Source organism: Bacillus cereus group sp. BfR-BA-01309 (genome assembly GCF_022664315.1).
Classification (GTDB): domain Bacteria; phylum Bacillota; class Bacilli; order Bacillales; family Bacillaceae_G; genus Bacillus_A; species Bacillus_A mobilis.
On sequence record NZ_JAKUHE010000003.1, the window covers coordinates 330,180 to 356,980 of the forward strand.

A 26,801-nucleotide genomic window follows, 5' to 3' on the forward strand; every position below is an offset into this window, starting at 1 on the left:
TGAGGGTAATCGAGGATATAAAGAATTTGATTTTATTTCTATAAATGAAGTAAAGAGGAAGAGAAGTTGGAAACGACAACTTCTCTTTTTGATGGGATTATATGTAGCATATAATGTTGTATATTGTTTTGTAAAAAGAAGAGAATAGTAAAACAGAGCGGCAATAGAGTAAGACTTGAACAGAACTTTTCTGATTTTCTGTTCAAAAAGAATTCTTTATAGAAGTTTTTACGTTGTTCACAGAATTGAAACAACTTATGAAAGCTTTATATTATCAGGGTTCTTACTGTATTTTTGAAGAATATGAAATATACCTTAGTTTTTCTATATAAAGATAATGCTTATAATGAAAATGAGTGTGTTAGGAATGAAAAGAATATCAACAATGGGGAGCGATAGATGTGAAAAAGAAATTGTTGGCTATTGCGCTAGGAACATCAGTTGTTTTTGCATTAGGAGCATGTGGAAATAAAGAAGAGAGTAAGCCTTCGAAACAATCTGCAAGCACGGATAGCGCAGAGCAAATTTACCAAAAAAGTTGTATAGGCTGTCATGCGAAAGATTTATCGGGAGCAACTGGACCAGATTTACGAAAAGTGGGACAGAAATATGATGCAGCAGAGATTGAAAAGATTATTGAAAAAGGTCGCGGTTCCATGTCACCAGGAATTATTCAAGGTGAGGATGCGAAAAAAGTAGCTGAGTGGTTAGCTGAACATAAATAAAAAGGGTAAAATGGACGAGTTGATTACATAATCTTATCCCAAAATGATTTTGGATAAGAATTATGACAGCTCGTTTCCTTTTTTTGGAGTGTAACATAACTGTAACAAAATTGTATCCGAACTGGAAACCGTTTGATGTTACAATGGGGTTTGTAGAATTTTGCTGAAATATATTACATAGTAGTATTGCTTATAAAAAGATTGTAAGTAGACTACCTTCAACAAGAGTGGTTAAGCGAGAATAAAAGGTTATCTTTTATTTTTAGATGTACAGAAAAGTATTTCGAAAAAAATCATTAAGTATTGGGTGATAAATAATGATAAAAATGACGAATGTTTATAAGGAGTACCCGAATGGTATGAAAGCCATTGCTGGTCTCACAGTTAACATTAAACAAGGTGAGTTTGTATACGTAGTTGGACCGAGTGGAGCCGGGAAATCTACATTTATTAAAATGATGTATCGTGAAGAGAAGCCATCTACAGGATCAATTAATGTAAATGGACTTGTTATTGAAACATTAGCAGAAAGAGATGTTCCATATTTCCGTCGTCAATTAGGCGTAATTTTCCAAGATTTTAAATTGCTACCTAAGTTAACGGTATATGAGAATGTTGCGTTTGCCTTAGAGGTAATTGAAGAAGAAAAAGAAGCTATCCGCGAGCGTGTAACAGAAGTTTTAGGTCTTGTAGGTCTTGAAGATCGTGCAGGCGCACTTCCAAGTGAACTTTCAGGCGGAGAGCAGCAACGTGTTGCGATTGCGAGAGCAATTGTTAATAGACCAAAGGTTGTAATTGCCGATGAGCCAACGGGTAACTTAGATATTGAAACAGCTCTTGATATTATGAAGATTTTCACACGCATCAATGAACGCGGTACAACGATCGTTATGGCGACACATAACGCAGATATCGTAAATACAATCCGTCATCGTGTAATCGCGATTGAAGGCGGAAAAATTGTTCGAGATGAGATTGAGGGAGGATACGGATATGAAGGCTAAGACCCTTAGTCGACATTTGCGAGAAGGTGTAAAGAATCTATCACGTAACGGATGGATGACGTTTGCTTCTGTTAGTGCAGTAACAGTTACATTATTACTTGTAGGTGTCTTTTTAACAGCGATTATGAATATGAACCATTTTGCGACGAAAGTAGAGCAAGATGTAGAAATTCGTGTACACATTGATCCAGCAGCAAAAGAAGCTGATCAAAAGAAATTAGAAGATGATATGAGTAAGATTGCAAAAGTAGAATCTATTAAATATTCTTCTAAAGAAGAAGAGCTAAAACGCTTAATTAAAAGCTTAGGTGATAGCGGAAAAACGTTTGAGTTATTTGAACAAGATAACCCACTTAAAAACGTATTCGTTGTAAAAGCAAAAGAACCAACAGATACAGCAACAATCGCGAAAAAGATTGAGAAAATGCAGTTTGTAAGTAATGTTCAATATGGTAAAGGGCAAGTTGAAAAATTATTTGATACTGTAAAAACAGGACGTAATATCGGTATTGCGTTAATTGCAGGTCTTTTATTTACAGCGATGTTCTTAATCTCTAATACAATTAAAATTACAATTTATGCTCGTAGTACAGAAATCGAAATTATGAAACTGGTAGGTGCAACAAACTGGTTTATTCGTTGGCCGTTCTTATTAGAGGGATTATTCTTAGGAGTATTAGGATCAATTATTCCAATTGGCTTAATTCTAGTTACGTATAATTCACTACAAAGCGTGTTTAACGAAAAACTTGGCGGAACAATTTTCGAACTTCTACCATACAGTCCTTTCGTGTTCCAATTAGCTGGTTTATTAGTGTTAATCGGGGCTTTAATCGGTATGTGGGGAAGTGTAATGTCAATTCGTCGCTTCTTAAAAGTATAAAAAGTTGCAAACATAATTCGTACAAGCTTATCATATAGTAGAAATAGGTAAAGGCATCACACACTGTGTGATGCCTTTTGCTACACCACCTGTGTGTTTTGGAAAGGGGAATTCCGCATTGAAACGTAGAGTTGCAATTATTGGAATGGTTGTTGCATTTTTAATTGGTGCTGGCGGAATGTTTGCAGGTATGTCTTTATTTGGGGTTAACCCAGCAGAAGTAACGCAAACAATTTCGAGTGGAAATGCTAGCACCGCGCAAGGGAATTTGGCAAAAATTAATGAGGCGTATGCACTAATTGATTCACGTTATGTGGAAGACGTGAAGGATGACAAGTTAGTCGAAGGTGCAATACAAGGTATGTTGTCTACGCTGAAGGACCCTTATTCCACGTATATGGATAAAGAAACGGCTAAACAGTTTAGTGAATCACTTGATCCTGAGCTAGAGGGGATCGGGGCTGAGGTGAACAAAACGGACGGTAAGCTTATTATCGTATCTCCAATTAAAGGCTCACCGGCAGAAAAGATTGGAATTAAACCGAATGACCAAATTTTATCTGTGGATGGAAATAGTGTGAAAGATTTATCACGTGAAGAAGCAGTATTAAAGATTCGTGGTAAAAAAGGTACGACTGTCGCGATTGAAATTAAGCGTGCAGGAGTAGCTGATCCGATTGTATTTAAAATTAAGCGTGAAAAAATTCCAATCTTCACAGTGTTTAGTTCTGTGAAACAAGAGAGCGGAAAAGATATCGGTTATATGCAAATCACTTCTTTTGCTGAAAATACGGCGAAAGAATTTAAGGATCAGTTAAAAGAGTTAGAGAAGAAAAATATCAAAGGCTTAGTTATTGACGTGCGCGGTAATCCTGGTGGCTACTTAAATAGTGTAGAAGAGATACTAGGGGAAATTATGACGGATAAAAAGCCAATGCTACAAGTAGAGCAACGAAATGGTGAGAAAAAGAAATTCTCTACGGAACTGAAGGAGAAAAAGCCATATCCAATTTCAGTATTAATTGATAACGGAAGTGCTTCTGCTTCAGAGATTTTAGCCGGTGCGCTAAAAGAGGGAGAAGGATACGATTTAATTGGTGAAAAAACGTTTGGTAAAGGCACTGTTCAGCAAGCCGTTCCATTTAAAGATGGCAGCAACATTAAATTAACGATGTTTAAATGGTTAACACCGGATGGAAACTGGATTCATAAAAAAGGAATCGCGCCAACAGTAGAAGTGAAGCAACCAGATTATTATCATGCGACACCAATTCAAATTGAAAAAACACTTTCATATAATTCAAATGATGTGCAAGTAAAACACGCGCAAGAAATGCTTAAGAGCCTAGGATATGTACCGGGGCGTGAAGATGGATACTTTAGTAAAGAGACAGAATCAGCGCTGAAAGCATTCCAAAATGCGAATGAGATGGAAGCGACAGGGCAGCTGGATAAAAAGACAGCTGAGGCGATTCAAACTAAAATTATTGAAAAAATCCGTTCTGGAGAAAATGATTTACAATTACAGTCCGCATTAAAATTAATAGCGAAATAAAGTGAAATTTTAATCAGCGGGGGTTTTCTTCATCCCCCACTGATTATTAGTTGAACCAATCGGACTTTACTGGGCAGCCCGACCCCCACCTAAATTCTTTGCTTTCGCTGAATTTTGAGGTGGGGGTCTTACTGCCTAGTAAAGTGGGGTAAAAAGAAATACAGGCAGTTTGCTGCCTGTATTTTTTTGTGTTAAACAAACGTTTGTCCAGTTATGATAATATAAAAAGAAAGAATGATATAAATGGTGGTGAATGGGTTCGTGGAGGCATGGATTTTTGAAATAATGCGGGCAGTTGGACGTTTTTTCTTACACCCTGCTGTCTATGTATTTTTAATAAGTAGTATCTTCGTTGGATACTTACGTATGTTACGTGAACGAAAGGATTTTTCCTTTAAAGTTTATGATATTTGGTTTGAACTGCGAACATCTCTATTCGCAGGAGTTAAATACGGATTAATCGTATCTATTATTACGATTGGACTTGGACTTGTTGTTTCTAAAGCAAGCTTATGGGTCATCTTATTATGGACGTTTCTATTTGGATTAACTGCAATGTATCGATATTTATCAGCAGCTTATACATTTAGTATCGCGATTGTCTGCGTTCTATTATCTTCTAAGCTACCAGTTTCCTTCTTACAGCTTGGAGAGGGTGAAGAGAATACGATTGTATCTCTTGCTATTTTACTAGGCGTCATGCTCGTCGTAGAGGGCCTGTTGATTTCTAAAAATGCAGTAGGATATTCGACGCCGAAGATTAGGAAGGGTAAGCGCGGATTAAAGATTGGTTTACACGAATCAAAGCGTTTATGGATCGTTCCAATTTTTATTCTTGTACCAGGTGACGCGGTAACACAATTTATTTCATGGTGGCCTGTCGTTTCAATAGGTTCAGATACATATTCTCTATTCCTCGTTCCATTTTTAATTGGATTTATGAGAAGGATTAGAAGCTATGAGCCAACGGAAGCTTTATTATTTACAGGAAGACGTGTATACGGATTAGCAGGACTTGTACTTGTTTTAGGAATCGCAAGTTATTGGTGGCACGTACTTGCCATTATCGCGATGGGAGTCGCAATGCTTGGACGTTTCACAATTTCCATGCAAGAAAAAATTGCCGATGAAACAAGACCGGCGTATTTTGCTGCACGTAATGATGGACTTGTTGTATTAGATACAATCCCGAATACGATTGGGGCAGAACTGAATTTGCTGCCTGGAGAAGTGATTACGAAAGTAAATGGAGTCATTCCAAGAAGTGCTGAGGAATTTTATGATGCGCTTCAAACGAAGACGACAGGAGCATTTTGCAAGTTAGAAGTATTAGATACAAATGGAGAGCTTCGCCTTGCTCAAACGGCATTATACGCCGGAGGACATCACGAATTAGGTGTTGTGTTTGTTCAGCAAGAACATGAGTGGGATTCGGAAGCGATGTAATAGAAGTGGGGTATCACCTTGTGGTGATACCCTTTTTTGCTGTTGGCTGGGCGGGATTAGTAGTAACTGAAATTTATATCGGCGCAACTGAAAAAATATCAGCGATTATTCCAATATATCGACTTTTCGGCAAAAAACGACAACTATCGCAAACCGTATTTTTAAGTTTTATAGTCGAATCTCTTGAATAATTATTTGATAATGGTTATCATTTAGGGAGTCTTTTTAATTTTGGAAAATGGAGGGGAAATATGCTACGTAAATTTTTTTCTTACTATAAACCGTATAAAGGTTTATTTATACTCGACTTTTCTTGCGCGGTTGTCGCAGGGTTACTAGAACTTGGCTTCCCGCTTATCGTAAATCAATTTATTGATAAGTTATTGCCAGGGCAAAACTGGACGCTTATTTTATGGGCTTGTTTCGGTTTACTTGCAGTGTATATATTAAATGCAGGCTTACAATATGTCGTTACATATTGGGGACATATGCTTGGTGTTAACATTGAAACGGATATGAGGCAGAAATTATTTGATCACATTCAAAAGCTATCATTCAGATTTTTTGACAATAATAAAACAGGTCATTTAATTTCACGTCTTACAAACGACTTAATGGAAATTGGAGAAATTGCTCACCACGGGCCAGAAGATTTATTTATCGCTGTTATGACTTTAGTTGGGGCATTCTCATTTATGATGATGATCAACTGGAAGTTAGCGTTATTAACGTTCTTCGTTATTCCATTCTTATTATGGTTAGCGCTTTACTTCAATAAAAAAATGACAGGTACGTTTAGACGTTTATTCTCAGATGTTGCTGATTTCAATGCATGTATTGAGAACAACGTTGGTGGTATCCGCGTTGTACAAGCATTCGGAAATGAAAGATTTGAGAAAGAGCAATTTGCTGTAAATAACGCTCGTTTCCGTACAACCAAATTAATGGCGTATAAAATTATGGCGTTAAATTCGTCAATTAGTTATATGCTCATGCGTCTCGTAACGCTTTTCGTCTTAATATGCGGTACATGGTTTGTTCTGCAAGGTGAATTAACGTACGGTGGATTTATCGGATTCGTTTTATTAACGAATATTTTCTTCCGCCCAATTGAAAAAATCAATGCAGTAATCGAAAGCTATCCGAAAGGGATCGCTGGTTTTAAGAGATATGTAGAGCTTCTTGAAACAGAGCCAGACATTGTAGACTCTAAAGATGCAATGGAAGTTAAACATGTACATGGTGATATTCAATATAGCAACATTACATTCGGATATGAAAATAAAGAACCGATTTTAAATGATATTAGTTTGAAAATACATGCAGGTGAAACAGTTGCGTTCGTTGGACCATCAGGAGCTGGAAAAACAACGTTATGTAGTTTACTCCCACGTTTTTATGAACAATCGTCTGGATCGATCCAAATTGATGGTATTGATACGAAAGATATGACGTTATCTTCACTTCGTAAGCAAATTGGAATTGTGCAGCAAGATGTGTTCTTATTCTCAGGAACGATTCGTGAAAATATTGCTTATGGAAATTTAAAGGCGTCAGAATCTGAAATTTGGCAGGCGGTAAAACGTGCGCAGTTAGAAGACTTAATTTACTCACAACCAGACGGTTTAGATACTGTTATCGGTGAGCGCGGCGTGAAACTTTCAGGAGGACAGAAGCAGCGTCTAGCGATTGCTCGTATGTTCTTGAAAAACCCGCCAATTTTAATATTAGATGAAGCGACTTCTGCATTAGATACAGAAACGGAACTAGCGATTCAAAAGTCACTTGCTGAACTATCTGTCGGCCGTACAACATTAGTTATCGCTCATAGACTTGCAACGATTAAAAATGCGGATCGTATCGTCGTTGTAAATAAAGATGGTATTGCAGAACAAGGTTCACATGATGAATTAATTGAGCAAGGCGGAGGATACAGCAGGTTATACGAAGCACAGTTCAGTTCGTAAATATAATTTCTACTGAATTAGCACATCATATTAGTAGATGGAAATCTCATATGGGAGGCTATAAAGTATGATTGTAACAACAACGTCTACAATTCAAGGGAAAGAAATTATTGAGTATATCGATATCGTGAATGGAGAAGCGATTATGGGCGCGAATATAGTTCGTGACCTTTTCGCCTCTGTCCGTGACGTTGTGGGTGGTCGTGCAGGTGCTTATGAAAGTAAATTAAAAGAAGCACGCGACATCGCAATGGAAGAGATGAAAACTCTCGCAAGACAAAAAAATGCGAATGCAATTGTTGGTATCGACGTGGATTACGAAGTGGTTCGCGAAGGGATGCTAATGGTTGCAGTGAGCGGAACTGCTGTCCGTATTTAAAGTAAAAAGCCGTGCTGATGCACGGCTTTTTACTGTTATTGATGCGATTCTATGTCGAAGTTCCAATATTTCTTGGGAAATGCGGAAGGCCTTGTCGATATATAGGGAAGACATTAGAGCGCCTCTTTACATTTTCGTATTTGAACTAATAATGTTTCGTATTCTTGTTCGAGAGACGTGATGTCATCGTGATGATTTGGTATGGAAATTCGGCCGATGATTTCTGTTAATTTTGTTTGTAATCGTAATAATTCTTGTTCAGTAACGTTTACAGAATCCCCTGTTGTTCTTTTTGTGTATTGCTCGTAATTACCGTGGAATACTTTTGGTTCACTTTCGTCTACTTGTAGAATACGGTCTGCAACAGAGCGAATAAAGGCACGGTCATGGCTAATGAAAAGTATTGTGCCAGGGTATTCTTGTAACATGCTTTCTAATTCTTCTTGCGTCGCTAAGTCTAAATAGTTTGTCGGTTCATCGAGTAGAAGCATATTATAGTTTCCTAAAAATACTTTTGCGAGCGCAACCTTCATTCGTTCGCCGCCACTTAAGACATGCACAGGTTTATGAACATCTTCACGACGGAATAGAAGCCGGGCGAGTATTGTTCGAACGAATGCTTCTGTATAGTTGGTTTCTTCTAGAACGTTCTCTAAAATGGTTTTATCTGTTTTTAAAATGGATAGTGTTTGTTCAAAGTATCCAATTTTGCAACTCTTCGAAAGCTGGATGCCACGCTCGTTTGCGAGAAGCATGTTGAACACAGTTGTTTTGCCGCTTCCGTTTGCACCTAAAATAGCAAGTTTTGCACTAGGGGCAATAGTTCCATTCATATTTTTAAATAGTGTGCGGTCGCCTATTTTCTTTGTTGCTTTATTGAACTGTACTGCCACTTTACTATGAATGGGTGTATGGTATTGCACGTCAAACTGAGCCTGAGAAAGATCTTTTGGTTTTTCTTTCTTTTCTAGTTTTTCGAGACGTGTTTCTAATGCTTTTGCTGCTTTGCTAACCTGTTCTTGCCCATGAGCCCCGCTTAACTTATAAAGTTTAGATTCAGATGAACTGAACCGAGTTGGTATTTTTGTCATGCTAGAAGCACGTTGCTTTTTTTGTGAAATTGATTGCTCTAAACGATTTTTTTCTTGTATATATTGCTCATATTCTGCTTGTTTTTGTATTCGTTCACGTTCTTTTTGCTTTCGATAGTTGGAATAGTTTCCTTTATACTCTTGAATCATGCCGTCTTCAATTTCAATGATTTTTGTACATATATTATCTAGAAATTCACGATCATGCGATATTAAAACAAGAGCCCCTTTATAAGATAAAAGTGCTTTTTCTAATTGCTCTGTACCGACCATATCTAAGTGGCTTGTTGGTTCATCAGCGAATAAAATACCTGCATCTTGTTCGAGAGCATGGGCGATCTTTAGCCGCATTCGTTCACCACCGCTCATTGCATCTGTAATATTTGAAATACTCCATTTTCCCTTTGCGAGAGAAGAAGCGGTTTCCGGTAGTTCCTCGCTAAGCTGAGGAATGATGCTGATAGAACTATGATGAGTTACTATGCCAGTGTCAGCTTCTATTTCTTTACTTAATATTTGTAATAACGTAGATTTACCAGCTCCGTTGACTCCGACAATTCCTATGCGATCCTGTGCTTGGATTTCCAGTGATGGTAACGTAAATAGTGTGCGATCACCAAAGCTCTTTTCAATATTGCGTGCGAATAAAATAGTCATAAAAAAACCGCCCTAGTTTCACTAGAGAGGATAAACGTCGCCCTTGCATGAAAAAATCGTACATAAATAAACGATTTTTTCACATGATCGTTTCGAAAGAAAGTATCGACAAATGGACAGACTAATCCCCTGCTAGTTTTCATCATTTTTTGTTCACTGTTTGTGATGGATGAAATAAATAAGAGAATTAGAACTTCATTGGTCAAAGTACCTTCCTTTCATAATATTACTTTTATTGTATGCGTATACAAAATGGTTTGTCAAACTTATTTCTGTTTATGATTTTTGAATTCGTTATTATACAATTGTGCTTTTGCGAGCGCCTTAGCATCGTTTTTTGATTTCATCTAATCCATTTGCGCCCCCAATGATATATCCTTCAAATGATGAACCAACAAAATCAAAGATGTATTGAAACTGAGCGATAAGCGCACTCCTTTTACATGTATTGTAAACCTTCACACTAATGTGAAGGTCAACTCTGTTTTTTCGCAAAGGAATCTACATGATTTAAAAATACTTGAATAGCTTTAGACGGAATAAAATATTTGCCGCGCACGATGGAGAATGGACGGATGAGTTGTTCATTTGGAACTTCAACGTGGAATAGCTCTTTTGCCAGTAACTCTTTCCGTACGGTCCAATCAGAAAGGATAGCGATGCCAAGTCCGGCACTAACTGCTTCCTTCACGCTTTGGATACTACTGAATGTAAAGAAGCGCTTCAGCTTTAAATGGTGTTGATGAATAAAGCGGTCACTATAAGCACGTGTACCAGAACCACTTTCTCTTAATACCCATACTTGATCTTGGAGTGTGTTTTCATTTATTTCTTTTGTGCGGAGTAGTGGATGATTTGGCGGGACAACGAGCTTCATTTCATCTTGCATAAACGTTTCAACGTCAACGTCGGCGTATACGACTTGCCCTTCCACCAAGCCAATATCAATTTGATTAGAGCGAAGGCTTTGCAAAACATCTTCTGTATTTGAGATAAAAGTATGAACTTCGACGTGTGGATTTTCATTCGCATAGTTAGCCAGTATTTTTGGAAGTAAGTATTCACCGATTGTAAAACTAGCACCGATGCGAAGAGTTCCTGTTACAACGTTATGTAGTTCGTTAATTTCTTGCTTAGCATCTTCATAAAGAGAGAGCATTTGCTTTGCATGTATATATAATATGTTTCCAGCCTCCGTCACTTGAACATGCTTCGGAGAGCGCTGAATAAGTGTAGTGCCAAATTCGTTTTCTAAGTTGCGTATATGCATACTTACGCCAGGTTGTGAAAGGTTTAGTAATTCTGCTGCACGGGAGAAGTGTTTCTGTTCAACGACAGTAACAAAAATTTTTAAAATGTCTACGTTCATGTAATGGGCTCCTTTCGTTTTTCTTTCATCTTATCATAAGTATTTCTAATGATAGAGATTCAATATTGATATTAAACTTATTATAGAAACTCTCTTATAATGTAAGTAGAAAGAACATGCATGTTCCAATACGATTATTGGAGTGGTTCAAAGTGGAACAAACACTTGTTATACAAAAGAAGAAGGGCTTTGGATTTTCGCAAGGAATTGGGATTACACTATTAATCGCAATTGCTGCGAAATATTTAGCAGAGCTTCCGTTTTTAAATATTATGGGACAATTAGTAATTGCTATTCTAATTGGGATGGTTTGGCGTGCGGCAATTGGAGTCCCGCAAGAAGCGATAGCTGGAACGAACTTTGCGAGTAAGAAGTTACTTCGCTTCGGGATTATCTTACTTGGAATGCGATTAAATCTTGTTGATATTGCGAAGGCAGGGCCGAAAGTATTGGTCATCGCAGCGGTTGTTATTACATTTACGATTTTCGTTGTATATGGAGTAACGAAAGTATTTAAGGTAGAAAAGAAACTCGGAATTTTAACAGCATGCGGAACTGCAATTTGCGGCGCGGCTGCGGTCGTGGCAATTGCGCCGCAAGTGAAGGCGAAAGATGAGGAAACGGCAGTCGGCGCAGCAATTATTGCAATTTTAGGTACAATATTTACACTTATTTATACGTTATTATACCCAGTGCTTGGCTTCTCACCGTACGGTTACGGTGTATTCTCAGGTGCGACGCTGCATGAAATCGCTCATGTCATCGCAGCTGCGGCGCCAGGAGGAAGTACGGCTGTAGACATCGCAGTTATCGTGAAGCTAACGCGCGTTGCGATGCTTGTGCCAGTAGCGATTTTAATTGGATTATGGTTTGGTAAGAGTGAAGGAAGCGAGGAAAAAAAATCGTGGCGCGACCTTCCGATTCCGTGGTTCATCTTCGGATTTTTAGCGATGAGTGCGGTGCATTCGCTCGGGATTATCCCAGAAGTTGTTGCTGGATACATTGTTGTCATTGCTTATATGCTTATTGCAATGGCGATGGCGGGGCTTGGTTTAAATGTAGAGTTTAAAACGTTCCGTAAGTTAGGAAGTAAAGCATTCATGGCGGGGCTGATCGGCTCGGTTTGCCTTTCTATTCTTGGATACGTTCTTGTATATGCGTTAGGATTTATGTAGTAGGAAAAAGCTGCTCCCAAAGGTACTTGGGGCAGCTTTTTTTTATGATTATAGTGCTACGGATGTCGGTATATTTAAAAAATCGCTGATATAAATTGAATTACTCTTGTACTTGGTTAGAGAAGATGTTCAGTGAAACGTTTTACTAAAATTTGTAAAGATATCTTTATTTATAACTGGAAAATATTTATAATTAAAGTAAAGATATCTTTACTTTCGAAGGTGGAGCTTATGGGTGTGAAAAATACAATAAAAGAGTTAAGAAAGCAACATCATATAACGCAAGTTGAAATGGCAAAGGCGATGCAGGTGACGCGGCAGACAATTGTGGCGATTGAAAACCATCATTATAATCCGAGTCTAGAGTTATCCTTAAAAATTGCCAAATATTTTGGGGTGAAGGTGGAGGAAATATTTACGCTAGAGTAAGGGGAGAAAAAATGAACGATACTAAAAAGTTATTGATCGGTGCGACTTTTGGATTGTGTTTGGGAGACATTGTAGTTCATATTATGAACCCGGCTATACCAATTTTACCGCTCGTAGTGAGTAACGTTTTAGCAATTGTATTTTTGTTAGTGTATGCGTATTACAAAAAGCGTAAGTACAGAAAAGAAGAACTTCCGGATATAGATGAGCGAGTAAATGAAAATATAAAAAAATATGTAAATGTCTCATTTGTATTCGCATTTCTATTGCTTATTGTTTATATTGTTGCGAGTAAAGCAATAGGCAGAGCTGTTATACCAATGCAAGAAATATTTATGATATGTAGTTCCTTATTTGCGGGTAGTCTCATCATAGGAGTCATGATAGGGAAACGAGCATAGTGATAGGAGGAATGAAAAATGCAAGATGAGTTTGAGAGATTTCAGTCAGATAAAGCGTTTAAATATGTAGGGTTATTTTTTACGATTAGTTTAGCGATATGGAGTTTATATAATTTAATTGTTGATGGAAATGTTGGTATGCCGTTTGTTTTATTTGTACTAGGGCAGTGGGTGTATTTTCTTGTGAACTATTGGCCGAAGTGGAAATATAGAAATCAAAAAGAGGCTGATCATGTATGAGTAAACAAGATATTGTACGGTTCATAGGAAGTTTATTTTTAGCGGGTCTTGTTTTAAATGTGAGTTTAATGATTTTAAGTATTTCGTGGGGAACAATCTTCATATCGAATGTAGCACTAGTCATTCTGTATGGTATTTCGGAATATAGGGAACAGAAGCGTTTGAAAGAAGAGGGAGTACCGTCGATTGATGAGCGAGTTGTGAATAAGATGAAGTCATATTTTACGATTAGTATGACAAGCTTCGTTTTTTTGTTCATTATGTATCTTTGTGTAAATAAGTATTTAGATAGGCAAGTCGTACATGTAAATGAGTTATTATATATTGCTATTTTTGGTTTATTAATAAGTATGGCATCGACGAGTGTGTTAGCAACAAGGAATAGATAGAAAAAGGGGAACTGGGATGGGATTACCGGTATTATGTGTCGCTACGGCTATTTTTGCTTTATTTTGGGGAATGCAGAACTTCTCTCGTAATCCAGTACCAAGTATTTGTATTATGCTTGGTACTGTAGGTTTATCATATTATTTATTAGTTTCAGCTCATTATCATAAAACAGCAACGAGTGTTGTTGTTGGAGCACTTATTTTATTTTGTGGGCGCGCTGTACAAAAAGGATTATTTCCGTAAAAGCTGTTTATACAAAGAGTATAAACAGCTTTTTGTATTTTTTTTACAAAAGTCTTGAAAGTTACGTAACGTCATCTTTTATAATGAAGTGGAAGAGGTGATGGTAGTGATTTCAATACAACAATTGACGAAAGAAACAGGGGTAACAGTACGTACATTACGTTATTATGATCAAATAGATTTATTAAAGCCGAGCGGGAAAACAGAAGGTGGGCATCGTTTATATAGTGAAGCTGATGTAATACGTCTGCAGCAGATTTTATTTTTAAAGGAAATGGGATTTTCATTAAAAGAGTCTGCGAATATGTTAGTAAAAGGTGAGCTTAATTTAAAGGATTCACTTGAAAAACAACTTCGATTTGTACAGGAAGAACAAAAGAAATTCAATCGAATGGAGCGTGTTTTACAAGCTGTTGTTTATTCAGTAGATGTGGAGGGAGAACTTGATTGGAAAGTTATGTTTGAACTGATTCAGCTTTCGAAACAGTCGTCTCGTATACGTGAAATATTTCAAAATGAAGTATTTTCAAAGGAAGAACAAAAATTACTTCATAATTTGCCAAATATGAGTGAAGAAGATCCGAATGTTTTAGAGTGGGTAGATTTATTAAAGCAGTTTCGCACTTTTATGAAAGATGGTAAAGAAACTGCAAGTGATGAGGTACAAGGGGCAACGAAGAGATTAATGCAGAAATGTTTAGAAATGGCTAATGGTGATGAAGCGTTTTTAGATAAGTTATGGGGAGTTAGAAAATCGAAGGAAGATTCACAGAAAATGAGCATGTATCCAATTGAAGAAGAACTTTTATTGTATATGGATGAAGCTTTTCGTATATATGATGAAAAGGAGAGGGATAAATGAGTATACTCGCAGAATATCGTTGGTATTTTTTAATTGGGGCAGAGATTGTATTTTGGTTATCGGCTATCGGTTTCTTTTTACTTCGTTACGGATTCCGTTTGAAGAAGGCGAGCTTTATTATGGGGAGTGTACTACTCCTAAATGAAGTGTTCATTTTAACCTTAGGGGTAGTGGATTATTATCAAACAGGGAAGTTCTCTAACTTTCAGATCATTACTGTAATCATTTTATTGTATGCAGTTTTCTACGGAAAAAAGGATTTGAAGAAGCTTGATATATTTGCGCAAAAGCTAGTTGCGAAATGGCGGAATGAACCGGCGCCAATTATGGAAGAACAGGTAGAAATAACAGGTATGGCCTACGCAAAGCAGGAAATAAAAAATTGGGTATTGCACCTTGTTTTATTCGTTGTTGTGCATATTTTCTTTTTCTTCGCGTATGGGCTTATTCCATTTGAACAGTGGGGCAATTGGTTAGAGTCAGGAATCGTTTTAAATAAAACTGCGAGTCGAGTGAGCCAAGTGTGGGCACTTATATTTTTAATTGATACAGCGATTTCATTTTCATATGTTTTTTTCCCGAAGAAGGAGAAAGGAAAAGAGAAGCTACTTTCGTAGAGGAAAGTAGCTTTTTTAGTATACAAATCATTGTTATAGGAGAGGATGACAATAAGAAAAAGAGTCGGTTTTATATGTCTATTTCTCGTTAGTTTAGTAGCATGCTCACAACCTAACATTAAAATTGATAAAAAGAATGATGTCATTGTAAAGGAATCAGGAATTTCCAATCTAGATAAATTCAAAAAATTCGTTTTGAATGTGGAACAAGGGGAAGTTGGTAAAATAAGAATTGTACATTATACACATGAAGGTGATCCGGTTTTTCAAACGTTAGAGTATAGTGGAACAGATATAATTCATATGTTAGATAATAGGCAAGATCGATTTGCTGGTAATCATACAGATATAGATGAAGATAGCTGTAAAAGGATTGTTAAAGAGCAGCGTGAATTACAAATGGCTTATAGGTTAATAGACTGTGTGAATGAAAATGGGCGCAATGGATATGATTTATTATATGTACCTAAAAAATAGAGTTAGTAGAGGAAGGAAGTTTTTACTCCTTCCTTTTTCTATGTATATATTGTCGAAAGTTTTACCGAATATCTGTTCGTTTTTTTAGGTTTTTTATGGGCGTTCGTGGTAAAATAATAATACAGATTTTTTACGAGGAGGTCGGTTTTGTTTGGAACATCAATTTGAAATTATCTCAGCGTATTCCCCGCAAGGTGATCAGCCGGTAGCTATAGAGAAGCTTGTAGAGGGAATTAATAGTGGAAAGAAAAAGCAAGTGTTGCTTGGAGCGACAGGAACGGGTAAGACATTTACGATTTCAAATGTCATTAAAGAAGTGCAGAAGCCAACACTTGTCATGGCTCATAATAAAACGTTAGCAGGACAGTTATATAGTGAGCTGAAAGATTTCTTTCCGAATAATGCAGTTGAATATTTTGTTAGTTATTATGATTATTATCAGCCAGAAGCATATGTGCCGCAAACAGATACGTTCATTGAAAAAGATGCGCAGATTAATGATGAAATTGATAAATTGCGTCACTCAGCAACATCTGCATTATTTGAACGGGATGATGTAATTATTGTTGCGAGTGTTTCGTGTATATATGGTTTAGGTTCTCCAGAAGAATACCGAGAGTTAGTTGTTTCACTTCGAGTTGGTATGGAAAAGGACCGCAATCAATTGCTTCGTGAGCTTGTTGATGTGCAGTATGGACGTAATGACATTGATTTCAAGCGTGGTACATTCCGTGTGCGCGGAGATGTAGTTGAAATCTTCCCAGCATCACTTGACGAGCATTGTATTCGAATTGAGTTTTTCGGCGATGAAATTGATCGTATTCGCGAAGTAAATGCGTTAACAGGTGAAGTATTAGCAGAACGTGATCATGTAGCAATCTTCCCGGCATCTCACTTCGTTACACGTGAAGAAAAGATGAAAGTCGCTATTGAAAATATCGAAAAAGAATTAGAAGAGCGTTTAAAGGAATTAAATGATAATGGCAAGTTATTAGAAGCACAGCGTATAGAGCAACGTACACGTTATGATTTAGAAATGATGCGCGAGATGGGATTTTGTTCAGGGATTGAAAACTATTCCCGTCATTTAACGCTTCGTCCAGCGGGTGCAACGCCATATACGTTATTAGACTATTTCCCAGAAGATTTCTTAATCGTTATGGATGAGTCACACGTATCCGTGCCACAAGTAAGGGCGATGTATAACGGAGACCAAGCACGTAAGCAAGTACTTGTGGATCATGGATTCCGTTTGCCATCAGCTTTAGATAATAGACCGCTTACGTTTGATGAGTTTGAAGAGAAAACGAATCAAGTTATTTACGTTTCGGCAACCCCAGGACCGTACGAGTTAGAACAGTCACCAGAAGTAATAGAACAAATTATTCGTCCAACAGGGCTTTTAGATCCACCAATTGATATACGACCAATTGAAGGACAAATTGATGATTTATTAGGAGAAATTCAAGATCGCATTGCAAAAAATGAACGTGTATTAATTACGACTTTAACGAAGAAGATGTCAGAGGATTTAACGGATTACTTAAAAGATGTAGGAATTAAAGTGAACTATCTTCACTCTGAAATTAAAACGTTAGAACGTATTGAAATTATCCGTGACCTTCGCCTTGGTAAGTTTGATGTACTTGTTGGTATTAACTTATTACGAGAAGGGTTAGATATTCCAGAAGTATCACTTGTAGCTATTTTAGATGCTGATAAGGAAGGATTCTTGCGTTCAGAGCGTTCATTAATTCAAACAATCGGTCGTGCGGCACGTAATGAAAACGGCCGCGTAATTATGTACGCAGATCGTATAACAAGATCGATGGGAATTGCGATTGAAGAAACGCAGCGTCGTCGTACGATACAAGAAGCTTACAATACAGAGCATGGTATTACGCCGAAAACGATTCAAAAAGGCGTGCGTGATGTTATCCGTGCAACGACAGCTGCTGAAGAACCAGAAACATATGAAGCAGCGCCAGCTAAGAAGATGACGAAAAAAGAGCGTGAAAAGACAATTGCGAAGATGGAAGCAGAGATGAAAGAAGCGGCAAAAGCGTTAGATTTCGAGCGTGCAGCTGAATTAAGAGATTTACTATTAGAATTAAAAGCGGAAGGGTGAACAGAGTGAGCATGAGCAAGGATTTTATTGTTGTAAAAGGTGCTAGAGCACATAACTTAAAAAATATTGATGTAACCATTCCGAGAAATCAACTTGTTGTTGTGACAGGATTGTCTGGTTCAGGGAAATCATCATTAGCATTTGATACGATTTATGCAGAAGGGCAACGCAGATATGTAGAATCGTTATCTGCGTATGCGCGCCAGTTTTTAGGACAAATGGATAAGCCGGATGTAGATACGATTGAAGGATTGTCACCAGCGATTTCAATCGATCAAAAAACAACGAGTCGGAATCCACGTTCAACTGTCGGAACGGTAACGGAGATTTATGATTATTTACGTCTACTATTTGCACGAATTGGTACGCCGATTTGTCCGAATCATGGTATTGAAATTACATCACAAACAGTAGAGCAGATGGTAGACCGTGTACTTGAGTATCCTGAACGTACGAAATTACAAGTGTTAGCTCCTATCGTTTCTGGGCGTAAAGGTGCACATGTGAAAGTGCTTGAAGACATTAAGAAGCAAGGATATGTTCGTGTACGTGTTGATGGTGAAATGCTTGATGTATCTGAAGATATTGCATTAGATAAAAATAAGAAGCATTCTATTGAAGTTGTAATTGATCGTATTGTTGTAAAAGAAGGAATCGCAAGCCGTCTTGCGGATTCTCTTGAAAGTGCATTAAGACTTGGCGGGGGAAGAGTCTTAATTGATGTAATGGGAGAAGAGGAACTTCTATTTAGTGAACATCATGCTTGCCCACATTGTGGTTTTTCAATCGGAGAATTAGAGCCGCGTATGTTCTCATTCAACAGTCCATTCGGGGCATGTCCTTCTTGTGATGGACTTGGTTCAAAGTTAGAGGTAGATTTAGAACTTGTTATTCCGAACTGGGATTTATCATTAAATGAACATGCGATTGCGCCTTGGGAACCGACAAGCTCACAATATTACCCACAGCTTTTACAATCTGTATGTAATCATTACGGCGTTGATATGGATATGCCTGTGAAAGATATACCGAAAGATTTATTTGATAAAGTGTTGTACGGAAGCGGAGAAGAGAAAGTTTATTTCCGTTATGTAAATGAATTTGGTCAAGTGAAGGAAAATGAGATTTTATTTGAAGGTGTTATTCCGAATATTGAACGTCGTTATCGTGAAACGAGTTCTGATTATATTCGTGAGCAAATGGAAAAGTATATGGCAGAGCAAGCTTGTCCAAAGTGTAAAGGTGGACGCTTAAAGCCCGAGAGTTTAGCTGTTTTCGTTGGTGATAAAACGATTGCTGACGTAACGAAGTATTCTGTTCAAGAAGTACAGGAATTCTTCTCAAATGTGGAGCTAACGGAGAAGCAACAAAAAATTGCTCATTTAATTTTAAGAGAAATCCAAGAGCGTGTTGGATTCTTAGTGAACGTCGGTTTAGATTATTTAACGTTAAGTCGTGCCGCAGGAACTTTATCAGGTGGTGAGGCACAGCGTATACGTTTAGCGACACAAATCGGTTCTCGTCTGACCGGCGTACTTTACATTCTTGATGAGCCTTCTATCGGTTTGCATCAGCGTGATAACGATCGTCTTATTCGCACATTGCAAGAAATGCGCGATTTAGGAAATACGTTAATTGTCGTTGAGCATGATGAAGACACGATGATGGCTGCTGATTATTTACTTGATATCGGACCTGGTGCAGGTATTCACGGTGGTCAAGTTGTGTCAGCAGGTACACCAGCTGAAGTGATGCAAGACGATAATTCGCTAACAGGTAAGTATTTAAGCGGTAAAGAGTTTATTCCGGTTCCACTTGAAAGACGTAAAGGTGACGGAAGAAAAGTGGAAATTGTCGGTGCAAAAGAGAATAACTTAAAGAATGCAAAGATGTCATTCCCGCTTGGTACGTTTGTAGCGGTAACCGGTGTATCTGGATCAGGTAAAAGTACGATGATTAATGAGGTACTATATAAATCGTTAGCGCAAAAATTATATAAAGCGAAAGCGAAGCCAGGTACTCATAAAGAGATTAAAGGTCTTGAGCATTTAGATAAAGTAATCGATATTGATCAATCGCCAATCGGTCGTACACCACGTTCTAATCCAGCGACGTATACAGGTGTATTCGATGATATTCGTGATGTGTTTGCGCAAACGAATGAAGCGAAAGTGCGCGGATATCAAAAAGGACGTTTCAGCTTTAATGTAAAAGGTGGCCGTTGTGAAGCGTGCCGTGGTGATGGAATTATTAAAATCGAAATGCACTTCTTACCAGACGTATACGTTCCGTGTGAAGTTTGTCACGGTAAACGTTATAACCGCGAAACGTTAGAAGTGAAGTATAAAGATAAGAATATTTCTGAAGTATTAGGGATGACAATTGAAGATGGAGTAGAGTTCTTCGCTAATATCCCAAAAATTAAGCGTAAACTTCAAACGCTTGTAGATGTAGGGCTTGGTTATATGAAATTAGGGCAACCAGCTACGACGTTATCTGGAGGAGAAGCGCAGCGCGTGAAACTAGCTTCTGAATTACATCGTCGTTCTACAGGGCGTACGCTATACATTTTAGACGAGCCAACGACTGGTTTACATGCACATGATATCGCGCGTCTTCTAGAAGTTCTGCAACGTCTTGTTGACAGTGGTGAAACCGTACTTGTAATTGAACATAATTTAGATGTAATTAAAACAGCTGACTATATAGTTGACCTTGGGCCAGAGGGCGGAGACAAGGGTGGACAAATCGTTGCTTCAGGAACGCCAGAGCAAGTAGTGAAAGAAGAGCGATCGTATACAGGTAAGTATTTAAAAGAGATTTTAGATCGTGATAAAGCAAGAATGAAAGAGAAAATAAAAGAAGTAGAGTTATCACAATAAGTGTATTGCTAAAAACCGAGTGGAAATGCCACTTGGTTTTTAGTTTATAGGGGGAGAAGATGGAGTTTACAGATGTTCTAAGAAAGAAAAATATGAAAGTAAGAGAGTTTCAAAGTTGGGGTGTATATTTTCGCAAGCGCTGGGAGGATCATTTTGCAAACCATTTAAGTGATGAGGAAAAAGAAGACATTTTCCTGTATGGAGATAAGTATGCATGTGGGTATCTTTGGCACATATTTAGTTATGAGAAAAAGAAGTGTTTAGAGGGTGAAGAAGCGGAGAACGCGTTTCATAATGAAGCGAAAAAGGAGTGCTATATATTCTATCAACATTGTGACGATGTACTACTAATAAAAGATGCGAGTTTATTACGTATCGAGGATATATTACGGGAGACGTATACTGCGTATAAAGGCGATATCTATATTGTAGACAAAGATTTCACTTGGACCTTTGTGAAAACTCATGAACATAGATGGTATGGCCCTTATTTTGCGAGGAAATGTTAGTAGGTATACAAGCATGGAGAATAGAATAAGTTGATATAAGTGTTTGTATGATACTTGCGTTTATAATCTATTAGCGTATGATGAAATATATATGTCAAAAGGATGTGTAAGAAAATGAGATGGATTGTATCACTTCTTGTAAATAGCGTTGTGTTAATCGCTGTATCGGGACTTTTAAAAGGGATTGCGCCAGACGCTTTTTATGTAGCAAATATACAAACTGCAATTATTGCGAGTATTATCTTGGCCGTTTTAAATGTGTTCGTAAAACCGTTTTTAATTTTAATTACGCTACCGATTACGGTTGTAACTTTCGGGTTCTTCTTAATTGTTATTAATGCGATTACGTTAAAAATAGCAGATTCATTATTAGGAGATGCATTTAATATATCAGGATTTGGTGTAGCGATTGTAGCGGCAATTTGTATTTCAATTTTTAATATGATTATTGAAAAGGCAATTGTGGAACCACTATACGAAAAAAAGAGAAAATGACAAAAAGAAAAACATTTCATGATGTGTATGAAATGTTTTTTTCTATTTATTAGAAACCGTATTTCTTGTTTCCAGAAAAAAATGGTACAATATCCGGTAGAATGGAATTTTACATCAAATGAGACTGAACCCGCAGCGGAGTGGAGGTTTATACATATGCCGAAAGTAAGGACAAAAGATTTAATTGAACAATTTCAATTGGAGTTAATAAGTGGTGAAGAAGGAATTCATCGTCCGATTGATACAAGTGATTTATCACGACCTGGAATTGAAATGGCAGGATTTTTTACATATTATCCAGCTGATCGCGTACAGCTTCTTGGAAAGACGGAGCTTACGTTCTTTGACACGCTAACGACAGAGCAAAAACAAGAGAGAATGAAAGCGCTTTGTACTGAGGAGACGCCATGTATTATTATAACTCGTAATCAAGATGTACCAGATGAGTTACTGCAAGCGTCACGTGAATCGGGTATGCCTTTATTACGTTCTTCTCAAACGACAACAAGATTATCAAGTCGTTTAACAAATTATTTAGAAGGTAAGTTAGCGCCAACAACAGCTGTACACGGTGTGTTAGTAGATATTTACGGTGTTGGTGTTTTAATTACAGGTCAAAGTGGTGTCGGTAAAAGTGAGACAGCTCTTGAGCTTGTAAAACGTGGTCACCGCCTTGTTGCGGATGATAGCGTAGAAATTCGCCAAGAAGATGAAGACACATTAGTAGGAAGCTCACCAGATTTAATTGAGCATTTATTAGAAATTCGTGGTCTAGGTATCATTAACGTTATGACGTTATTCGGTGCAGGGGCAGTGCGAAATTATAAGCGTATTACACTTGTTATTAATCTTGAAATTTGGGATCAAAAGAAAAATTACGATCGCTTAGGTCTTGATGAAGAGAAGATGAAGATTATTGATACAGAACTTACGAAGATTACACTTCCAGTTCGTCCTGGTCGAAACTTGGCTGTTATTATTGAAGTAGCAGCGATGAACTTCCGTTTAAAACGTATGGGAGTCAATGCAGCACAACAGTTCTCTGAACGATTAATGAGTGCGATTGAGTTAGGAAATCAGGAGTAAACTTTGGAGAGGGAGGTCATACATATGCTGTTAGGTTCTGTACCACAGCTTGACCGCGTAGCGATCCAACTTGGACCGTTTCCTGTTTATTGGTACGGGATTATTATCGGTACAGGTGTGCTATTAGGTCTTTGGCTAGCAACTCGCGAGGGAGAAAGGCTAGGTATTCCAAAAGATACATTTGTTGACCTTGTATTAATTGCAGTACCGATCGCTATTCTATTTGCGAGAATGTACTACGTTATTTTTGAATGGGAATATTACGCGCAAAACCCGAGTCAAATTATTAATATTCGTCAAGGTGGCTTGGCGATTCATGGTGGTTTAATCGGGGCTGTTATTACAGGGATTCTTTTTGCGAAACGACGCGGGCTTTCATTTTGGAAGTTAGCAGATATTGCAGCGCCAAGTATTTTACTAGGACAAGCAATTGGCCGATGGGGAAACTTTATGAACCAAGAGGCACATGGTGATGAAGTAACGAGACAGTTTTTAGAGGGTCTTCATTTACCGGATTTCATTATTAATCAAATGTATATTGAAGGTGTGTACTATCACCCAACGTTTTTATATGAATCATTATGGAATTTTGCAGGTGTCATTTTATTACTTGCATTACGAAAAGTGAATTTACGACGCGGGGAATTATTCTTCACATATTTAATTTGGTATTCAGTAGGGCGCTTCTTCGTAGAAGGCCTACGTACAGATAGTTTAATGCTAGGACCACTTCGTATCGCACAAGTAATGTCAATTGGACTTGTTGTTATTTCTATTATTTTCATTATTGTGAGACGAAAAATGGGGCAAGCTGATAAAAGATATTCGGAAAATTAGAGAAAAGTAGCATCTTATTATGAGATGCTGCTTCTTTCATATTCAGGAAAGAGAAGGGACTAAGGCAATGAGAATAAATACAGTGTTATTTGATTTAGATGGAACGTTAATTAATACAAACGAACTTATTATTTCTTCTTTTTTACATACGTTACATACATATTATCCAAATCAATATAAGCGTGAAGATGTATTGCCATTCATTGGTCCATCTTTACATGATACTTTCAGCAAGATTGATGAAAACAAGGTTGAAGAGATGATTACATGTTATCGTCAATTTAACCATGAGCATCACGATGAATTAGTGGAAGAATATGAAACTGTATATGAAACAGTTCAAGAGTTGAAGAAGCAAGGCTATAAAGTTGGTATTGTTACAACGAAAGCGAGACAAACCGTTGAAATGGGATTAAAGCTGTCAAAGCTTGATGAATTTTTTGATGTTGTCGTGACAATTGATGATGTAGAGCATGTGAAACCACACCCAGAGCCACTTCAAAAAGCGCTTGAGTTATTAGATGCGAAACCGGAAGAAGCATTGATGGTTGGGGATAACCATCATGATATTGTTGGTGGACAAAATGCGGGTACGAAAACAGCTGCAGTTTCATGGACGTTGAAAGGTAGAGCGTATTTAGAGGCGTACAAGCCGGACTTTATGCTAGATAAAATGAGTGATTTGCTACCGATTTTATCTAATATCAACCGGTCATAAAGGTCCAAGTAAGTTAGTAGGGGTGTATTTCCCTACTTTAGTAGAGGAGCGAGCTAAGTGCGACGGACAACGCGCTATCCTGTTTCGGGAGAGAATTCATTATGGAATGTGTATAAAACAGTGTCCTTTTGGAAGGTGATGAAGAACTTTATTATTATCCAAATTGCACGTTACACGCCATTTTTATCCGTCAAGAATTGGTTGTACCGTACATTCTTACGGATGAAAGTCGGAAAGAAAACATCATTTGCGCTTATGGTAATGCCGGACATTATGTTCCCAGAAAAGATAACTGTGGGAGAGAATTCGATTGTCGGCTATAACACAACGCTTTTAGCACATGAATATTTAATTCGTGAATATCGACTTGGAGAGATCATCATAGGAAATGAAGTGATGATTGGAGCGAATACGACCATATTACCAGGTGTAAAAATTGGGGATGGCGCGATTATTTCAGCTGGCACACTTGTTCATAGAGATGTCCCAAGTGGTGCTTTCGTGGGTGGAAATCCAATGCGTGTTATTTATACGAAAGAAGAAATGGATGCTAGAGAAGGTTGATAGCAAAAATGTAACATTTCTCTTCTTTTTTAATGAATAAAAAGGAAATAATTGAGTATAATATACTGTTTTGTTTTTTACGGAATCGTTTATACTTATAGATAGAAGAATGTGTGAACGAAGAAAACAAAAAACTGGAGGATATATGGGGAAAAATCAAGGAATATATAAGGAGAACGGACAAGTTATCTCTTTTAATCAATTAGCGGACTTCTTTTATAAAAAAGGGATGAGGGCTTACAAAGGGCAAAAATTGCAGGATGCAATTAAATATTTTCGAAGAGCGGCACAAAGTGAGAAGGAGCCGTTTATTTTATGCCAATTAGCAACAGTATTATCTGAGGCTGGTGAATATCAGGAGTCGAATCAAATCTTCTTTAAGCTTGTTAGATCTAATCCAGAACTTGAACAGTGCTATTATTTTATTGCAAATAATTATGCATATATGGGGCTATTTCAGCAGGCGAAAAAGTATGCGGATCGCTATTTAGAAGTTGCAGAAGAGAAGGAATTTGTAGAAGATACATTAGAATTACTTGAGATTATGGAAGAAGAAGCGATGGGTGCGGAAGAGATTGAGGATGAAGATGATTTAATTGTTATGCAGGAAGAAGCGAATCGTTATATTCGTAACGGACAATTGGAAGAAGCAATTGCTACATTAGAAATTGTTACGAAAGATTATCCGGAATTTTGGTCGGGTCATAATAATTTAGCCATTGCACATTTTCAATCTGGTAATGTAGATAAGGCGCTGAAATTAACGGAAATGATTTTAGAGAAAAATCCTGGTAATATACATGCGCTTTGTAATACGCTTATTTTTCTATATTCAATTGGAGAGCATAAACAAGTAGAAGCGTTAGCTGCTCAGTTAGTTTCGGTATATCCAATTTCGTTCGAGCATCGTTTGAAACTGGGAACGACACTTGCAACAATTGGTCATTTTGAGCCTGCATATAAATGGTTCAAAGTATTAAAGCGTCAAGGATACGAGGGAGACGTTAGTTTTTATTATTGGTTTGCATATTCTGCTTATATGGTGAAAGATCAGCAAGTAGCTGAAAAAATGTGGCAACATGTTGTAGAATTGCACCCTGATAAAAAGGGAAAAGAGCCGTGGAATGCGCTGAATTTAGCAGATGAAGGACAAAACGTATTGTTTGAAGAATTACGAAAATCATTTCAGCAAAGTGGGACGCTAGAGGAACAAATGCTAGCTTTATATTTAATGAATGAATTATCCACGCCAGAGAAGGTGGGATTCTTCTTTGATGTAACGCAGGCGAAGAACGGTGTTCCAATCGTATCGCAACTTGCAAAGTATTTCTTTTTACTTAATAGCCATAAGAGCATTCCGGCTGATTTACAGCAATTTGAACAGTGTGCGCGAATTGCGGATGCTTTATATAATTATACGAAAAAAGATGATGAATTGATCGAAGAGTGTTTACAATTTTGGTTCTGTACGTTCATACGTTTATATACATCTGGGGCAGTTTTCACAAATGTATACGGATGGTCAGCTGCGGTTGAATATATCGTACGCAGCGAACAAGGAAATAAGATGACACAGTCGGAGCTTGGAGATGTATATAATGTATCTGTAGCGACTGTTCGAAAGTATGTGCAGGCTGTTAAGCGTACGCACACATAATGTAAGCAAATCATT

28 protein-coding genes and 1 pseudogene are annotated in these 26,801 nt (G+C 37.5%); 26 read left to right on the forward strand and 3 right to left on the reverse strand.

Going from position 1 to position 26,801, the window contains the following annotated elements:
• The first annotated feature begins 401 nt into the window (after positions 1-401).
• From cccB to MR115_RS08695, 8 genes are all read left to right on the forward strand, one after another.
• Positions 402-725, forward strand: coding sequence for a cytochrome c551 (gene cccB, locus MR115_RS08660; protein ID WP_000727965.1), 324 nt, complete (start codon positions 402-404; stop codon positions 723-725).
• Positions 726-1,042: 317 nt separating this feature from the next.
• Complete coding sequence (gene ftsE / locus MR115_RS08665) at positions 1,043-1,729, forward strand: cell division ATP-binding protein FtsE (RefSeq protein ID WP_255863943.1); 687 nt, start codon at positions 1,043-1,045, stop codon at positions 1,727-1,729.
• Positions 1,719-2,612, forward strand: coding sequence for a permease-like cell division protein FtsX (ftsX, locus tag MR115_RS08670; protein WP_061679326.1), 894 nt, complete (start codon positions 1,719-1,721; stop codon positions 2,610-2,612). Before ftsE ends, ftsX begins: the two co-directional genes overlap by 11 nt.
• A gap of 118 nt (positions 2,613-2,730) precedes the next feature.
• A complete protein-coding gene (locus MR115_RS08675; protein ID WP_080349976.1) occupies positions 2,731-4,167 on the forward strand; it encodes a S41 family peptidase in 1,437 nt (478 codons plus the stop codon).
• Positions 4,168-4,428: 261 nt separating this feature from the next.
• Positions 4,429-5,613 carry a PDZ domain-containing protein gene (locus MR115_RS08680; RefSeq protein ID WP_163096006.1) on the forward strand — a complete coding sequence of 395 codons (1,185 nt, stop codon included), beginning with the start codon at positions 4,429-4,431 and terminating at the stop codon, positions 5,611-5,613.
• 20 nt (positions 5,614-5,633) lie between these two features.
• Entirely contained in the window at positions 5,634-5,804 is a 171-nt protein-coding gene (locus MR115_RS08685) for a hypothetical protein (protein WP_242240887.1), read from the forward strand.
• Positions 5,805-5,864: 60 nt separating this feature from the next.
• On the forward strand, positions 5,865-7,580 hold the full coding sequence (locus MR115_RS08690) for an ABC transporter ATP-binding protein (protein WP_242240889.1): 1,716 nt from the start codon (positions 5,865-5,867) through the stop codon (positions 7,578-7,580).
• A 67-nt stretch (positions 7,581-7,647) separates the two neighbouring features.
• Positions 7,648-7,959 (forward strand): heavy metal-binding domain-containing protein, encoded by a 312-nt coding sequence (locus MR115_RS08695; protein WP_002068307.1) that lies wholly within the window; start codon positions 7,648-7,650, stop codon positions 7,957-7,959.
• A 113-nt stretch (positions 7,960-8,072) separates the two neighbouring features.
• On the opposite strand, the gene abc-f is transcribed toward MR115_RS08695, so the two are convergent.
• The 3 genes and pseudogenes from abc-f to MR115_RS08710 form a co-directional block, all read right to left on the reverse strand.
• A complete protein-coding gene (gene abc-f / locus MR115_RS08700; protein ID WP_242240892.1) occupies positions 8,073-9,707 on the reverse strand; it encodes a ribosomal protection-like ABC-F family protein in 1,635 nt (544 codons plus the stop codon).
• Positions 9,708-9,973: 266 nt separating this feature from the next.
• Positions 9,974-10,148 (reverse strand): annotated as a pseudogene (locus MR115_RS08705) (flavodoxin family protein); the annotation flags it as partial.
• 34 nt (positions 10,149-10,182) lie between these two features.
• Positions 10,183-11,076 (reverse strand): LysR family transcriptional regulator, encoded by an 894-nt coding sequence (locus tag MR115_RS08710; RefSeq protein ID WP_242240896.1) that lies wholly within the window; start codon positions 11,074-11,076, stop codon positions 10,183-10,185.
• 152 nt (positions 11,077-11,228) lie between these two features.
• On the opposite strand from MR115_RS08710, the gene MR115_RS08715 reads away from it, so the two are divergent.
• The 18 genes from MR115_RS08715 (at position 11,229) to MR115_RS08800 (ending at position 26,786) form a co-directional block, all read left to right on the forward strand.
• On the forward strand, positions 11,229-12,251 hold the full coding sequence (locus tag MR115_RS08715; RefSeq protein WP_242240899.1) for a YeiH family protein: 1,023 nt from the start codon (positions 11,229-11,231) through the stop codon (positions 12,249-12,251).
• A 231-nt stretch (positions 12,252-12,482) separates the two neighbouring features.
• The gene (locus MR115_RS08720; RefSeq protein ID WP_061679317.1) at positions 12,483-12,680 is read left to right on the forward strand and encodes a helix-turn-helix transcriptional regulator; all 198 of its coding nucleotides are present in this window, start codon (positions 12,483-12,485) and stop codon (positions 12,678-12,680) included.
• An 11-nt stretch (positions 12,681-12,691) separates the two neighbouring features.
• The gene (locus MR115_RS08725) at positions 12,692-13,081 is read left to right on the forward strand and encodes a hypothetical protein (protein WP_242240902.1); all 390 of its coding nucleotides are present in this window, start codon (positions 12,692-12,694) and stop codon (positions 13,079-13,081) included.
• An 18-nt stretch (positions 13,082-13,099) separates the two neighbouring features.
• Positions 13,100-13,321 carry a hypothetical protein gene (locus MR115_RS08730; RefSeq protein WP_242240903.1) on the forward strand — a complete coding sequence of 74 codons (222 nt, stop codon included), beginning with the start codon at positions 13,100-13,102 and terminating at the stop codon, positions 13,319-13,321.
• Positions 13,318-13,710 (forward strand): ATPase, encoded by a 393-nt coding sequence (locus MR115_RS08735; protein ID WP_242240905.1) that lies wholly within the window; start codon positions 13,318-13,320, stop codon positions 13,708-13,710. The genes MR115_RS08730 and MR115_RS08735 overlap by 4 nt, the downstream gene beginning before the upstream one ends.
• Before the next feature lie 16 nt (positions 13,711-13,726).
• A complete protein-coding gene (locus MR115_RS08740) occupies positions 13,727-13,954 on the forward strand; it encodes a hypothetical protein (protein ID WP_000524124.1) in 228 nt (75 codons plus the stop codon).
• 100 nt (positions 13,955-14,054) lie between these two features.
• Complete coding sequence (locus MR115_RS08745; RefSeq protein WP_242240907.1) at positions 14,055-14,816, forward strand: MerR family transcriptional regulator; 762 nt, start codon at positions 14,055-14,057, stop codon at positions 14,814-14,816.
• Positions 14,813-15,433, forward strand: a complete 621-nt coding sequence (locus MR115_RS08750) for a hypothetical protein (protein WP_242240909.1) — start codon at positions 14,813-14,815, stop codon at positions 15,431-15,433. The genes MR115_RS08745 and MR115_RS08750 overlap by 4 nt, the downstream gene beginning before the upstream one ends.
• Before the next feature lie 45 nt (positions 15,434-15,478).
• Positions 15,479-15,910: a DUF4362 domain-containing protein gene (locus MR115_RS08755; RefSeq protein WP_242240911.1), complete on the forward strand. Its 432-nt coding sequence runs from the start codon at positions 15,479-15,481 to the stop codon at positions 15,908-15,910.
• A 151-nt stretch (positions 15,911-16,061) separates the two neighbouring features.
• The gene (gene uvrB, locus MR115_RS08760) at positions 16,062-18,038 is read left to right on the forward strand and encodes an excinuclease ABC subunit B (RefSeq protein WP_063259552.1); all 1,977 of its coding nucleotides are present in this window, start codon (positions 16,062-16,064) and stop codon (positions 18,036-18,038) included.
• An 11-nt stretch (positions 18,039-18,049) separates the two neighbouring features.
• Positions 18,050-20,920, forward strand: coding sequence for an excinuclease ABC subunit UvrA (gene uvrA, locus MR115_RS08765; protein ID WP_242240951.1), 2,871 nt, complete (start codon positions 18,050-18,052; stop codon positions 20,918-20,920).
• Between the two features lie 59 nt (positions 20,921-20,979).
• Entirely contained in the window at positions 20,980-21,429 is a 450-nt protein-coding gene (locus MR115_RS08770) for a DUF4275 family protein (protein WP_097816976.1), read from the forward strand.
• A 114-nt stretch (positions 21,430-21,543) separates the two neighbouring features.
• A complete protein-coding gene (locus tag MR115_RS08775; protein ID WP_001267308.1) occupies positions 21,544-21,924 on the forward strand; it encodes a phage holin family protein in 381 nt (126 codons plus the stop codon).
• A 156-nt stretch (positions 21,925-22,080) separates the two neighbouring features.
• Complete coding sequence (gene hprK / locus MR115_RS08780) at positions 22,081-23,010, forward strand: HPr(Ser) kinase/phosphatase (protein WP_001127251.1); 930 nt, start codon at positions 22,081-22,083, stop codon at positions 23,008-23,010.
• A 24-nt stretch (positions 23,011-23,034) separates the two neighbouring features.
• The gene (gene lgt, locus MR115_RS08785) at positions 23,035-23,847 is read left to right on the forward strand and encodes a prolipoprotein diacylglyceryl transferase (protein ID WP_000924230.1); all 813 of its coding nucleotides are present in this window, start codon (positions 23,035-23,037) and stop codon (positions 23,845-23,847) included.
• Positions 23,848-23,914: 67 nt separating this feature from the next.
• Complete coding sequence (gene ppaX, locus MR115_RS08790) at positions 23,915-24,565, forward strand: pyrophosphatase PpaX (RefSeq protein WP_088027609.1); 651 nt, start codon at positions 23,915-23,917, stop codon at positions 24,563-24,565.
• 57 nt (positions 24,566-24,622) lie between these two features.
• Positions 24,623-25,129 carry an acyltransferase gene (locus MR115_RS08795; RefSeq protein ID WP_061679305.1) on the forward strand — a complete coding sequence of 169 codons (507 nt, stop codon included), beginning with the start codon at positions 24,623-24,625 and terminating at the stop codon, positions 25,127-25,129.
• Between the two features lie 145 nt (positions 25,130-25,274).
• Complete coding sequence (locus tag MR115_RS08800; protein ID WP_063259556.1) at positions 25,275-26,786, forward strand: tetratricopeptide repeat protein; 1,512 nt, start codon at positions 25,275-25,277, stop codon at positions 26,784-26,786.
• The last annotated feature ends 15 nt before the right edge of the window (positions 26,787-26,801 follow it).